Source organism: Pseudomonas sp. ATCC PTA-122608 (genome assembly GCF_001952855.1).
Lineage (GTDB): Bacteria > Pseudomonadota > Gammaproteobacteria > Pseudomonadales > Pseudomonadaceae > Aquipseudomonas.
Map to the genome: position 1 here is coordinate 26,999 of NZ_LPNO01000007.1, position 13,827 is coordinate 40,825.

Here is a 13,827-nt window from a genome sequence, read left to right on the forward strand (position 1 = left end):
TGCGATGCACCTCGATACACCTGAAAGCACTGAATCAAAATGTGGGAGCGGGCTTGCTCGTTCCCACATTGATCCGGTTCCTGCCAGGGAATTGAGGGTGTATCAAAGGTCGTCGTTAACGATCACGGTGCAGGTAATCCCCGCCGCCAACAGCACGCCCTCCGGCACTTCATCAATGTGGATCCGCACCGGCACACGCTGGGCCAGGCGCACCCAGTTGAAGGTCGGGTTCACATCGGCGATCAGCTCGCGGCTCTCCGGGTTGTCCCGGTCGTAGATCCCGCGCGAGATGCTTTCCACGTGGCCCTTGAGGGTCTCGCCGCTCATCAACTGCATGTCGGCTTTATCGCCGACTTTGACGTGGGGCAGCTTGGTTTCTTCGAAGAAGCCGTACACCCAGAACGAGTTCATATCCACCACCGCCATCTTCGCCTCGCCAATACGCGCGTAGTCGCCACGGTGCACGTTGAGGTTGGTGACGTAGCCGTCCACCGCCGCCACAACCTGGGTGCGCTTGAGGTTCAGTTCGGCTGCTTCGAGTTGCGCCAACGCGTGCTGGTAATCCGCCAGGGCCGAGTCGGCGATGTTGCTGGCGTCGTCGCGGTTTTCCTTGGAGATCACCAAGGCGTCGAGGTCGGCGCGACGGTGGGCGTTGACCTTGCGCATCTCCCAGGTGGCCTTGCGGGAAGCCACCAGCGATTGCGCCTGCTTGACGGCAATCTGGTAGTGCTCGGGGTCGATCTGCATCAGCAGGTCGCCCTTTTTCACCAACTGGTTGTCACGCACCGGGACATTGACCACCTCGCCCGTAACGTCGGCAGCGACGTTAATGATGTCGGCGCGCACGCGGCCATCGCGGGTCCACGGGGTTTCCATGTACTGCACCCACAGCGTACGGCCAATCCAGATCGCCAGGGCCAGTACCAGCAAGGTCGCGAGCAGGCTGAAAAATTTTTTCATCGGGGCATTCTCAACGGTAGACGGTCAGCGCCAGGGCGCCGAACAAGCAAGCGAACAGGCTCAGACGCAGCAGCGCCGGGTGCCAGAAAAAACGGTACAGGTCAAAGCCGGCCAGAAACCGGTCGAGGGCCCAGGCCACGCCCGCCGCGATAAAGAACATCAGGGTCATGGTGGGCATATAGACGCCGTGGAAGGCGATTTCACGAGGCATGAGTGGGTCCTTCGGACTTGAGTGCAGCCAGGGGTGATTGCGGGTCCAGCAATGAGGTGCGGATAAAGTGCAGGTAGCTTTTCACCCGGCGCAGGGCCGAGGTGTCGAAGTGCGGGGCGAAGGGTTCGTCGGTGGCCTGCACCCGGCTGATCGCATGGTCCACGGCGATCAGACTGCGCTCCAGGTTGCTGGCGCTGGGTTGCAGGAACAGCCGCACCAACGAGCGGCCCATCACCCGGATCGCCTGGCGCCACGGCTGGGATTCGGCATACGCCGGGTGTACCGGCAAGATCGCCTGTTCCTTGCGCAATTCGATGATCGCGTGGCCGACTTCCAGCACCACGAACATCCAGCGCAGCAGGTTGCGTTGCACCTGGGGTTGCCCGGCAGCGAAGCCGTAGGCCTGGTGCAGCAGGTCGCGGGTGCGGCTTTCGAAACCTGACGCCAGGCCCTTGAGCTTGCCGCTGATGGCGAACACCACTTGCTCGCGCAGGTCCTGCTCCAGCCGGCGCCACAACCAGCGGCTGTTGGGCGGTAGGATGATCGCGCCCGCCGCCGCACACACCAGCATGCCGATGACCATCGCGATGTAGTCGTTGATGAAGGTGTAGGGGTTATAGATCGTGAGGTTGTCCGGCACCGAGCCGGTACTGAAGAAAATCAGCAACCCCACGCCAACCCCGGCGTACTGCGGGCGTGAAGCCAGGAACGAACCGAAGATGATCACCGGGGCGAGCATCACGCACAGCAGCGGGAAACCGTCGATCCAGGGGAACACGAAGAACATTTCGACAAAGCCCACCAGCGCCCCGATCAAGGTGCCGCAGGCCATTTGAAACGCCATGCGCTTGGGATTGGGCGTGGCGGCCGACAAGCCCACCGTGGCCGCGGCGATCAGGGTCATGGTGGCGCCGCTGGGCCAGGCCGTGGCCACCCAGTAACTGCCGAGGACGATCAGGATAAATGAAGCGCGAATCCCCGAGGCGGCGCAGGCCAGCCAGTTGGTTTTCGGGGTATAGGGCTCGTCCCAGTGTTCGCGTTCATGGCTGTGATCCGCGAGGGACGCGTGGGTCTGGGCGTAGTTGTGCAAGTCGTCGACGAAACGGTACAGCAGCTCATAGGCAGTGTGGAAATCCAGCTGCTCGGCGTCACTGGGCTGACTTTCCTGGAAGCTCGTGCGCAGGCTGCGCACCTTGGCGGGCAGGCCTTCCTTATAGGTATTCAACTGATTGGCCAGGCGCGCCGCATCGGGGCTGGTGAGGGCGCGGCCGGAAAAACCGTCGAGCAATTCCGCGAGGTCTTGCAGGCCGGGCTTGATAGCGGCCACCACGTGATCGGCCTCTTGGCTGCGCAGGCGTTCGAGCAACTGGTGCAAGGCGTTGAAGCGAGTGGTGATGCTCATGAACTCACTGTTCAAGCGCGTCAGCCGGCCATTGCGCCGGCGCATGTGCGGGTCTTCGAACACGGTGATGCTACGCAGGCCTTCCAGGCCCACGGCTTCAGCGATGAAGCGCACGTTGCTGCGTTCAAACCCTTCACGCTCACTGCGACCGCGCAGGCCATCGGTGACGAACAACGCAAACACACCGAAGCGCTGGTACAAGGCGTTGCGCATGGCGGCGCTGGCGGTTTGCGGCAGGATCGCTGCGCTGACCAGCGTGGAGCAGACAATCCCCAGGGAAATTTCCAGGACCCGCCACACCGCCGCCATGAACGCGCCGTCGGGATGAGCCAAGGCTGGCAAGCCGACCATCGCGGCGGTGTAGCCGGCCAGCACAAAACCATAGGCGCGAAAGTTGCGATTGCGGGTAGCGCCAGCAGTGCAGATGCCGACCCAGATCGCCAACGAACCGAGGAACAGTTCAGTGTTCTGCGCGAACAACGCGATCAGAAACACCATCACCGCCGAGCCCGCCAGGGTGCCAAGGAAGCGGTAAAAACTCTTCGCGAATACCTGGCCGCTCTGCGGCTGCATCACGATAAATACCGTGATCATCGCGGTGCGCGGCTGCGGCAGTTCCAGGCGCATGGCCAGCCACAGCGTCAGGAACGCCGCGATCAGCACCTTGAAGATATAGACCCAGGTCACGCCGTCACTGCGTACCCAATCGAAAAAACCACGGCGCCACTCGAGGGAGTGCAACCAGCGCAGCGGTGCAGGCAAGGGAGTCATTGCATCCTACTCAGTGATCAAACACGGCGAGGGCCGCCGGGGTTTTGCTCGGAAGAGTCTTGCTGTCCAAGGGTACGTCGCTGCCGGCACCGAGGCCGCCGCCCAATGCGGTCACCAGTTCGGCATGGGCACTCAGGCGCGCGGCCTGCACCTGTTGCTGCACCTGCTGCTGGCGGAACAACAGGCTCTGGGCATTCAGTACGTTGAGGTAATCGGTGAGGCCGCGCTGGTAGGCGATCATCGCGATGTCGTAGGTCTTCTGCGCGGAAGCCACGGATTCGGCGGCGAAGGCCTGCTGCTTGTCCATCGACTCGCGGCGGATCAACTGGTCGCTGATGCCCTTGAGTGCATTGACCAGGGTCTGGTTGTAATGCGCGACGGCAATGTCGTAGCCGGCGCTGGCTTCACCCAACTGCGAGCGCAGGCGGCCGCCGTCGAAGATCGGCAGGCTGATGGCCGGGCCGGCGCTGTAGTTGAGCTTTTTACCCGTGAGGAAACTGAGCATCCCGCCGCCGGTGGCGACGTAGCCGAGGCTGCCCACCAGGTCGACGTTGGGGTAGAAACCGGCGTGAGCCACATCAATGCCACGGGCCTGGGCTGCCACTTGCCAGCGACTGGCAACCACGTCCGGGCGCTGGCCGAGCAGTTCGACGGGCAAGGTCGACGGCAATTTCAGCGGTGCACCAAGGGACAGCGTGGGCCGCTGCAACTGCGCGCCCTCCCCCGGCCCCTTGCCCGCCAACGCAGCCAGTTGATTACGGCTCAGGGCGATGGCCTCATCCAAAGCATCCAGTTGCCGATGGGTTTCCGGCAGTGGCGTCTCGGCCTGGCTGACTTCAAAGTGGGTGCCGATCCCGCCATTCAGGCGCTTTTGCGCCAGGTCGAGAATCTGTTGTTGCTGGGCCAGGGTGGCGGCCACGATATCGCGCTGGGCGAAGTGCAACGACAGCTGGATATACGCGCGCACCACGTTGTTCTGTAATTCGAGCTGAGCCTGGCGCGCTTCGGCGGCGCTCATGTGAGCCATGTCCACGGCACGCTCGGTGGCATTGCTTTCGCGGCCCCAAAGATCGAGGGCATAGCTCAAGCCCAGGGAAGCGTTGTTGTCCCAGGTGGTGGAATTGTCCAGCGCGCCCGGGCCGTAGAATTGGTCGCTCGGCCAGTTGTGGCGCTTGAGCGTGGCGTCACCATTGACCTGCAACGACTCGGCCGACTCGGCGATCCCGGCCATGGCCCGGGCTTCGCGCACACGAGCGGCGGCCATGGCCATGTTCGGGCTGCCTTGCACGGCGAGGTCGATCCAGTGGTTGAGTTGCGGGTCGCCGTAGGCTTGCCACCATTGCGCGGTGGGCCAGTGGGCGTCCTGGGCGGCGGTTTTGATCGCTTCGTCGGTGGCCAATGAATTGGCGACGAGTGACTGGCCTTGAGGGGCAATTCCTCCGGTTCCGATGCAGCCGCTGATTGCTAACGATAAGGCCCAAACACTGAGAGTCTTCAGCTCTCTGCTGATGCGACGCGGCACTGCTGCGAATTCCTGAGAGGGTGTTGCGGGGAAGGTGGCGCAATTCTAAGGGCCGGGCCGGATGGCGATAAGGTGGGATTCTTGTGAATCTTTGTTACCGTTCAGGCGATAATCCGTTCGTAGGTTCATTATTCGCTCTGCAAAAAAAAGAAACTTCGTGTCACAATTTGCCATCTCCCAGAGAGCACCCCATGGACACTTTGCAAAACATGCGCGCCTTCAGTTGTGTGGCCGAAGCCGGCAGCTTTACCGCCGCCGCCGTGCAACTGGACACCACCACGGCCAACGTCTCGCGCGCGGTCTCTAACCTTGAGGCCCATCTGCAAACCCGTTTGCTCAACCGCACCACCCGCCGCATCGCCCTGACCGAGGCCGGCAAGCGCTATTTGCTGCGTTGCGAGCAGATCCTGGCGTACGTCGAGGAAGCCGAGGCCGAAGCCAGCGACGCCCACGCCCGCCCGGCCGGGCAACTGAAAGTGCACACCATGACCGGCATCGGCCAGCACTTCGTGATCGATGCGATTGCCCGCTACCGCCGCACCCACCCGGACGTGACCTTTGACCTGACCATGGCCAACCGCGTGCCGGACCTGCTGGACGAGGGCTACGACGTGTCCATCGTGCTCGCCAGCGAACTGCCGGATTCGGGTTTTGTTTCGCAACGCCTGGGGATAACTTACAGCATCGCTTGTGCGTCGCCGGCTTACGTCAAGGCCAATGGCTGTGCACAACGGCCCAGCGACCTGCTTAACCACGCTTGCTTGCGCCTGGTCAGCCCGGTGATTCAGCTGGATAAATGGTCATTCAACGGCCCTGAAGGCCAGGAAAGTGTCGCCATCAACAGCTCACCGTTCCTGGTGAACTCCGCGGATGCGATGAAGACCGCCATCACCAGCGGCATGGGCGTTGGCCTGTTGCCGGTGTATGCGGCAATTGAAGGGTTGCGCAACGGCACCCTGGTGCGGGTGATGCCCAACTACCGCTCTCAGGAACTGAACCTGTACGCCATCTACCCGTCGCGCCAATACCTGGATGCGAAGATCAAGACGTGGGTGGAATACCTGCGCAGTTCCCTGCCGGAGATCATGGCCGCGCATCAGGCGGAATTGGCGGCCTATGAGCTAAGTGGCAGTCTGGGCGGGGTACGGCTGAGTAACTGAGGGTGATCAGCCGCTATACCGGCAGCGTAATGCCAAAGGTATTGGCGCCGCCCTCGCTGCGCACAAACACATCCCCGCCGTGCATCAGCGCGATCGCCTTGACGATCGCCAGCCCCAAGCCGTGATTCGCCCCGCTGTTGCTGCGGGACGCATCCACCCGATAGAACCGCTCGAACAACCGGGGCAGGTGCTCACTGGCAATCTCATCACCCGGGTTGGTCACCCCGATCGCCACGTGCTCCTCCAGCACTTCGATCTTCACCTCGATCACCTGCCCAGGCAGTGTGTGCTGCACCGCATTGCTCAACAGGTTGATCAACGCCCGGCGCAAATGCGCCTTCTCTATCTGCACCTGGGCATCGCCGCTCACGCGTACCTGCACCTGGGCGTCTTCGAGGATGAAGTCCAGGTAGTCCAGGGTGGTCGCCACTTCGTCCGCCAGTGAACTGCTGATCAACTTGGTGGCCTTGCTGCCCTGGTCGGCGCTGGCCAAAAACAGCATGTCATTGATGATCGAACGCAGCCGTTCCAGCTCTTCGAGGTTCGATTGCAGCACCTCGAAGTAATGCTCGGCCGAACGCCCACGGGTCAGTGCCACTTGGGTCTGGCCAATCAGGTTGGTCAACGGTGAGCGCAGTTCATGGGCCACATCGGCGTTGAACGACTCCAGGCGCGAATAGGCTTGCTCCACCCGGTCGAGGGTCGAGTTGAAGGAATTGACGAACTGCTTCAGCTCCGGCGGCAACGGCGACAGTTGCAGGCGCCCGGAGAGTTTCGGCGGCGCGAGTTTCTGCGCCTCATCCGACAGTTTGATCAGCGGCTTGAGGCCGATACGTGCGACCCAAAACCCCAGCAGCGACGCCAACACCACGCCGACAAACGCCAGGCTGATCAGCGCCACCAGCAGTTGATGCTGGGTGGCGCGGAAGTTCTCGGTGTCGACGGCGATCATGAAGCGCAACGGCGGACGCTGGTCCTTGGCCGGGAACTGGCTGACCAGCACTTTGAACGGATGATGATGGCCCGGCAGCTGCAAATCGCGCTTGCCGGTCGGGCCTTCGGCGAAGGCACGAATCTGCGCGTCCGGGTTGCCGTATTCGTAGGTCGGATCGCTGCTCACAACCCAGAAGCGGATGCGCTTGTCTTCCTCACCCAACAGCTTGAGCTTGGCGGTGATCTTCGCCCAGTGATCCGGCGTACCAAAGCGATTCACCGAAGACTCCAGCACGCTGTAACGCGCATCCAGCTCGGCACCGGGCAACAGGCCCAGGCCTTTGTCCACCTGCTGGTACAGCGCGCCGCCGATCAACAGGAAGATCAGCAGCGCCACCAAGGTGAACATGCCGCTCAGGCGCAGGGCGATGGAATTAGCCGACACTGCGGTTCTCCAGCACATAACCCATGCCGCGGATGGTGTGCAGCAGCTTCTGTTCGAACGGCCCGTCGAGCTTGGCCCGCAGACGTTTGATCGCCACTTCCACCACGTTGGCGTCGCTGTCGAAATTGATGTCCCAGACCATTTCCGCAATCGAGGTCTTGGACAGGATTTCACCCTGGCGCCGAGCCAATACGCTGAGCAGCGAGAACTCCTTGGCGGTCAGGTCCAGGCGAACGCCGTTGCGGCTGGCCTTGCGACTGATCAGGTCAATCCACAGGTCGGCGATGGTCACCTGCACCGGCTCATGCCCGCCGCTGCGACGGGTCAGGGCCTGCAGGCGCGCCACCAGCTCGAGGAACGAGAATGGCTTGCCGAGGTAATCGTCCGCCCCTTCGCGCAGGCCGCGAATGCGGTCTTCCACGCGCTCGCGGGCGGTCAGCATGATCACCGGCGTCTGCTTGCGCGCCCGCAGTGCACGCAACACGCCAAAGCCATCCAGGCCGGGCAGCATCACGTCGAGCACGATCACCGCGTAATCGTTCTCCAGGGCAAGGTGCAAACCCTCGACGCCTTCACGGGCGACGTCGACGGTATAGCCTTGCTCCGTCAGGCCGCGATGCAGGTAGTCGGCGGTTTTTTCTTCGTCTTCAATAATCAGTACACGCATGAGCCTTTTGTTCCAGGACGGGGCCTCAGCCTCAGAGTGTGGTTGCCAGCTGGGGAGCTGGTTTGGGTCGATGGAAAAACTTCTCAAGGTACAAGTATATGACCGGCGTGGTGAACAGCGTCAGCGCCTGGCTCACCAGCAACCCGCCCACCACCGCGATACCGAGTGGCTGGCGCATTTCTGCACCGGGGCCGGAGCCCAGCATCAACGGTACCGCACCCAGCAACGCGGCGAGGGTGGTCATGATGATCGGCCGGAACCGCGTGACACAGGCTTCATAAATCGCCTCTTCAGGCGGCAAGCCGCGTACACGCTGGGCATCCAGGGCAAAGTCGATCATCAGGATGCCGTTCTTCTTCACGATCCCGATCAGCAGCACCAGGCCGATCAGGGCCATGATCGAAAAGTCCTGGCCCATCAGGGACAGCATGATCAACGCGCCCAAACCCGCCGACGGCAAGGTGGAGATGATCGTCAGCGGGTGCACGAAGCTCTCGTACAGCACACCCAGGATAATGTAGACCGCCACCAGTGCCGCGAGGATCAGCCAGGGCTGGCTGGCCAACGAACTCTGGAACGCCTGGGCCGCGCCCTGGAAGTTACCGATGATGGTAGTCGGCATGCCGATTTCGTTCTTGGCCTGGTTGAGCATGATCACCGCATCCCCCAACGCGACGCCCGGCGCCAGGTTGAACGACAGGTTGGCCGCCGGGAACATGCCGTCATGGCTGATGGACAATGGCCCGACGGTGGGCGGGTCGACCTTGGCCACCGCCGACAGCGGCACCATCTCGTTGGTCAGCGGCGAGCGCAGGTAGAAGTAGTTCAGGCTTTCCGCCTTGCCGCGTTGCTGGGTGTCCAGCTCCAGCACCACCTGGTACTGGTTGATCTCGGTCTGGAACTCGTTGATCTGGCGCTGGCCGAAGGCGTCGTACAGCGCCTGGTCCACATCGGTGGCGGTGAGACCAAAACGCGCAGCGGCCTGACGGTCAATGCTGATGTGGGTGATGCTGCCACCCAGCTGCAAGTCGTTGGACAGGTCGCGGAACGCCGGGTTGGCCCGCAGTTTTTCGGTGAGACGCTGGGTCCAGGTATTCAGGGTCGGACCGTCATTGCTCTTGAGCACATACTGATACTGGGCGCGGCTGGGGCCGGAGCTTAAGTTGATGTCCTGGCCGGCACGCAGGTACAGCACGATGCCCGGCACTTTCGCCAGTTTCGGCCGGATCCGGTCGATAAACTGGCTGGCCGACACGTCGCGATCTCCGCGATCTTTTAAAGCGATCCAAAACCGGCCGTTGGCGATGGTCTGGTTGCTGCCGGTCACGCCCACCGAATGGGAAAACGCTTCCACCGCCGGGTCATCCTTGACGATCTCGGCGATCGCCTTGTGCTTGGCGACCATGTCCGGGAAGGACACGTCGGCCGCCGCTTCGCTGGTACCGAGGACGAAGCCGGTGTCTTGTACCGGGAAGAACCCCTTGGGGATAAACACGTAGCCGACCACGGCCAGGGCCAAGGTCACCATGAAGATTGCGGCCATGGTGCGTTGATGGGCCAACGCGCGGCGCAGATTGCGCGCATAGCCTGCAAGCAGGCGTTCGCTGAAGCCGGGTTTGTCGTGGGCGTGATGGGTCGGGGCGCGCATGAATAACGCGGCCAGGGTGGGCGCCAGCGTCAGTGAGACCACCACCGAAATCAGGATGGTGGAGGTGGCCGTCAGTGCAAACTCCTTGAACAACCGCCCGACCACACCGCCCATGAACAGCAGCGGAATAAACGCCGCCACCAGCGAGAAGCTGATGGACACCACGGTAAAGCCGATTTCCCCCGCGCCCTTGATCGCCGCTTCGCGCTTGTCGAGGCCCGCCTCCAGATGGCGGTGAATGTTTTCCACCACCACGATGGCATCGTCCACCACAAACCCCACGGAGATCACGATCGCCACCAGGGTCAGGTTGTTCAGGCTGAAGCCCATCAGGTACATCAGCGCAAAACTGGCGACCAGCGACACACCGAGCACGCTGGACACAATCAACGTGGCCGACAACTGGCGCAGGAACAGCGCCATCACCGCCACCACCAGCAGGATGGCGATCAGCAGGGTCACTTCCACTTCATGCAAGGACGCGCGGATGGTCTTGGTACGGTCGGTCAATACGCTGACCTGCACCGAGGCCGGCAACATGGCTTGCAGGCGTGGCAGCTCGGATTGAATGCGGTCCACGGTCTCGACGATATTCGCCCCGGGCTGGCGGGAGATCACCAGGTTGACCCCTGGCGTGTCGCCGGACCAGGCCTGCACGTAGGCGTTTTCCGAACCGTTGACGACTTTGGCGATATCCCGCAGTTGCACGGGCGCCCCGTCCTTGTAGGACACGATCAGTTGGGCGTAATCCTCGGGATGGAACAACTGGTCGTTGGTCGACAAGGTCGACACGCTGTTTTCGCCGTAGATCGCGCCCTTGGCCAGGTTCAGGCTCGATTGCTGGATCGCCAGGCGCACGTCCGCCAGGGTCAGGCCGATGGCCGCGAGTTTATCGGCTGACGCCTGCACCCGGATGGCCGGGCGTTGCTGGCCGGTGATGTTGATTTGGCCTACGCCGTCGATCTGGCTGATCTGACGGGCCAGCAGGGTTTCCACGTAGTCGCTCAGTTCGGTACTGGGCATGCTGTCGGAGCTGACGCTGAGAATCAGCACCGGGCTGTCCGCCGGGTTGACCTTCTTCCAGGTCGGCAGGCTTGGCATATCGCTGGGCAGTTTGCCGGACGCGGTGTTGATCGCCGCCTGCACTTCTTGCGCGGCGGTGTCGATGCTCTTGGTGAGGGTGAATTGCAGGGTCAGGAGGCTGGAGCCCAAGGCGCTGCTGGAGGTCATCTGGGTCATGCCGGGGATGGCGCTGAATTGCACTTCCAGCGGCGTGGCCACGGAGGACGCCATGGTGTCCGGGCTGGCGCCGGGCAGCGTGGCGCTGACCTGGATCGTCGGAAATTCCGCTTCCGGCAGTGGGGCGATGGCCAGTCGTGGGAAGGCAATCATCCCGAGTAACACCAGGGCGAAGGTCAGCAGCAAAGTGGCGACCGGATGGTCGACGCACCAGGCCGACGGCGAACGACTGCCACTCATGGCTGCACCTTGGCATCAACGGTCTGGATCACCTGCGGCGGCTCCTTGAGCACGTCGACCTGAGCGCCTGCCTTGAGCCGTGACTGGCCGTCGCTGACCAGCACGTCGCCGGCCTGCACGCCCTGGAGGATGTTCATGTCGCTGTTCTGATACAGCACCTGCACCGGCACCACCTCTACCTTGTCACCCTTGAGCCGGTACACGAAGTGCGAATCCAGCCCGCGTTGCACGACGGTGGGCGGTACCACCAGGGCGTTCTTGTGCAGGGCGGTCTGGATCCGGATTGTCACCAGTTGCCCCGGCCAGAGTTTTTGCGCGCCGTTGCTGAACTCGGCCTTGGCGCGGATGGTGCCGGTGGTGCCGCTGATCTGGTTGTCGATCAGGCTCAGGCGACCTTCGCCCAGCAGGTCGCCGGTCTGGCCGTCGGTGTCGGCGCCCATGTAGGCGTTGACGTCGGCGGGCAGTTGCGCGGCGATCAGGCGTTGCAGGGTCGGCAGCATTTGTTGCGGCAGGGAAAACTCGACGGCAATCGGGTCGATCTGGGTCACGGAGAACAAGCCCTGGGTGTCGCTCATGCGCAGGAAGTTGCCTTCATCCACCGTGCGAATCCCGACGCGACCGGTGACCGGAGAGCGAATCTGGGTGTAGGAAAGCTGCACCTGGGCCGAGTCAATGGCCGCCTGGTTGCCTTGGGCCGTGGCCTTGAGCTGGTTGACCAGGGCTTGTTGCTGGTCATAGGTCTGCTTGGACACGCCGTCGTCGATGCTCAGTTCCTTGTAGCGCTTTAGGTTGACCAGCGCGACTTGCAGTTGCGCCTGGCTTTCCCCGAGTTGCGCCTTGGCCTGGTCCAGGCTGGCGCGGATCGAGCGGTCATCAATGGTCGCCAGAAGGTCACCGGTCTTCACCAGTTGACCTTCCTTGACCAGCAATTTGGTGAGGATGCCGTCGATTTGCGGGCGGATCACCACGCTGTGCAACGACAGCACCGAACCAATGCCGCTGACAAAACCCGGAATGTCTTGCTGTTTGACGCTGATCACACGCACCGGAATCGCTGCCGACGCGGTCAGTTTGGTCTTGGCCGGGCGGGTCACCACCCAGGCAACCACGGCCAGTACCACAAGGACGCCCACGATCAAGGCCGTTTTTCGTTGAATGTGCATGGGGTGAGGCGCCAGGGCAAAGGATCGGAAGAATGAAGGTTCTTTATAGCCCGCCAACCCGGTCAGCAAAGTGACTGCTAACTGACAGCGCCGTCAGTAAAGTCCGACCATTCGTACGAGCAGTGGTTAAAGATCCGAGGCACGCAGGTATACTGCCCGACGGTGTGGCCTGCAAGTCAGGCCCGCGTCATTTTCAGTACTCCCCGGAGCTTCCATGAATTCCCCGACACAACCCGCTGTTGAAGCGGTCGACATCGACCAACAGGCCAATCCTGACAGCGTCGAAGGCGAAACCAAGGCCGAGATCCCGGCATTCAAGTTTCCGTTCAAGCCGGGCGAACTGGCCGGGGCAAAAAACGCCAGCCAGCCGTGGTACAAAAACGGCGCGAAGAACGGCCACACCAAGAGCCCGGGCATGGCACCGCCCGGCACCCGTCGCTCGATGGGCAAGCGCTGACCGGTAATAAATCCTTCGCAATGGAGATTTATGCCTACAAGAGTTACTGACGTTTCGCCTTGTAGGCCTGCGGCCAATTCTTGAAAGCTTGCACGCACCCGCCAGCCCCGACTTTTTCGCTCTGGGCTGGACGTGGTGCAGCTGGTTTTCCGGAATAGGACGTCCCTGTGGTTCTTATACGCACCTGTGTTGTGCTGGGCTTGTCGCTGATAGACGGTGTCGTCTCCATCGCTGCGGCCGGTGATCAACCACGCAGCGAAATTCGTTTTGCCGTGGCCGCGCAGTTCCCGCCCTTTCAAAGCCGCAATCAACAAGGCCAACTTGTAGGTCTGAACATCGAATTGGGTAACGCCCTGTGCATACAGCTCAATATGCGATGTACCTGGGTCGATCAGATCCTGGTGGAAAATTTCACCGCCCTTGAAGCCAGGCAATTCGACGCAATCATGGGCATCGCCCCTACGTCGAAACGGCACCGGCGAGTGAATTTCACCGATGACCTCTATCCGATGACCACGCGCCTGGTGGCCCGCAAGACATCAGGCCTGATGCCGACCCCTCGCTCGCTGAAGGGCAAGCGCGTGGGCGTGCTGGTGGGCAGCAACCGCGAGGCGTTTGCCCTGGCGAAGTGGGCGCCGAAGGGCGTGATCGTCAAGGGTTTCTGGCGCAATGACGAATTGGTCCGCAGCCTGTTGGCCGGCGACATCGATGCGACGCTGCAAGGCACGGTGGAAATCCGTGAGGCGCTGCTCGACACCGCCGACGGCCAGATTTTCGACTTCCTCGGCCCCGCTGTCTCCACCGATCTGCTGGGTAACGGCGTGGCAATTGCCCTGCGCAAACCCGACACCGCGTTGCGCAATGACCTTAACTGCGCCCTCGAGCAACTGATGCAGAGTGGCGAATACCAGCGCATCGTCCAGCCCTACCGTCTTGATGCACCGCCCGCCAGGCCGTAATGGCCAATTAATTGCACCGATCATGAGCTGGATCAGTATTTACCAAACCC

Annotated in this window: 11 protein-coding genes; 3 read left to right on the forward strand and 8 right to left on the reverse strand. The window is 62.1% G+C overall.

Annotated elements, in window-relative coordinates:
- Positions 1-102: 102 nt before the first annotated feature.
- Genes AU074_RS08590 through AU074_RS08605 form a run of 4 tightly spaced genes read right to left on the reverse strand, consistent with a single transcriptional unit; the run spans position 103 to position 4,866 of the window.
- A complete protein-coding gene (locus tag AU074_RS08590) occupies positions 103-960 on the reverse strand; it encodes an HlyD family secretion protein (RefSeq protein WP_076014368.1) in 858 nt (285 codons plus the stop codon).
- A gap of 10 nt (positions 961-970) precedes the next feature.
- Complete coding sequence (locus tag AU074_RS08595) at positions 971-1,171, reverse strand: DUF1656 domain-containing protein (RefSeq protein ID WP_076014369.1); 201 nt, start codon at positions 1,169-1,171, stop codon at positions 971-973.
- Entirely contained in the window at positions 1,161-3,344 is a 2,184-nt protein-coding gene (locus AU074_RS08600; RefSeq protein WP_076014370.1) for an FUSC family protein, read from the reverse strand. Before AU074_RS08600 ends, AU074_RS08595 begins: the two co-directional genes overlap by 11 nt.
- 10 nt (positions 3,345-3,354) lie before the next feature.
- On the reverse strand, positions 3,355-4,866 hold the full coding sequence (locus AU074_RS08605) for an efflux transporter outer membrane subunit (protein WP_076014371.1): 1,512 nt from the start codon (positions 4,864-4,866) through the stop codon (positions 3,355-3,357).
- A 191-nt stretch (positions 4,867-5,057) separates the two neighbouring features.
- Here AU074_RS08605 and AU074_RS08610 point away from each other — a divergent pair, with 191 nt between their 5' ends.
- Positions 5,058-6,026, forward strand: coding sequence for a LysR family transcriptional regulator (locus tag AU074_RS08610; RefSeq protein WP_003216257.1), 969 nt, complete (start codon positions 5,058-5,060; stop codon positions 6,024-6,026).
- 13 nt (positions 6,027-6,039) lie between these two features.
- Here the strand turns inward: AU074_RS08610 and AU074_RS08615 are convergent, their stop codons facing one another.
- From AU074_RS08615 to AU074_RS08630, 4 genes are read right to left on the reverse strand one after another with little or no spacing between them, the layout of a single operon-like run.
- Entirely contained in the window at positions 6,040-7,404 is a 1,365-nt protein-coding gene (locus tag AU074_RS08615) for a heavy metal sensor histidine kinase (RefSeq protein WP_076014372.1), read from the reverse strand.
- Entirely contained in the window at positions 7,394-8,071 is a 678-nt protein-coding gene (locus tag AU074_RS08620) for a heavy metal response regulator transcription factor (protein ID WP_003216255.1), read from the reverse strand. The genes AU074_RS08615 and AU074_RS08620 overlap by 11 nt, the downstream gene beginning before the upstream one ends.
- Before the next feature lie 31 nt (positions 8,072-8,102).
- On the reverse strand, positions 8,103-11,198 hold the full coding sequence (locus tag AU074_RS08625) for a multidrug efflux RND transporter permease subunit (protein WP_076014373.1): 3,096 nt from the start codon (positions 11,196-11,198) through the stop codon (positions 8,103-8,105).
- Positions 11,195-12,361 (reverse strand): efflux RND transporter periplasmic adaptor subunit, encoded by a 1,167-nt coding sequence (locus tag AU074_RS08630; protein ID WP_076014374.1) that lies wholly within the window; start codon positions 12,359-12,361, stop codon positions 11,195-11,197. Before AU074_RS08630 ends, AU074_RS08625 begins: the two co-directional genes overlap by 4 nt.
- 214 nt (positions 12,362-12,575) lie before the next feature.
- Between AU074_RS08630 and AU074_RS08635 the strand changes: the two genes are divergently transcribed.
- A complete protein-coding gene (locus tag AU074_RS08635; protein ID WP_003216247.1) occupies positions 12,576-12,818 on the forward strand; it encodes a hypothetical protein in 243 nt (80 codons plus the stop codon).
- Between the two features lie 167 nt (positions 12,819-12,985).
- Positions 12,986-13,777 (forward strand): transporter substrate-binding domain-containing protein, encoded by a 792-nt coding sequence (locus AU074_RS08640; protein ID WP_076014375.1) that lies wholly within the window; start codon positions 12,986-12,988, stop codon positions 13,775-13,777.
- Positions 13,778-13,827 lie beyond the last annotated feature (50 nt).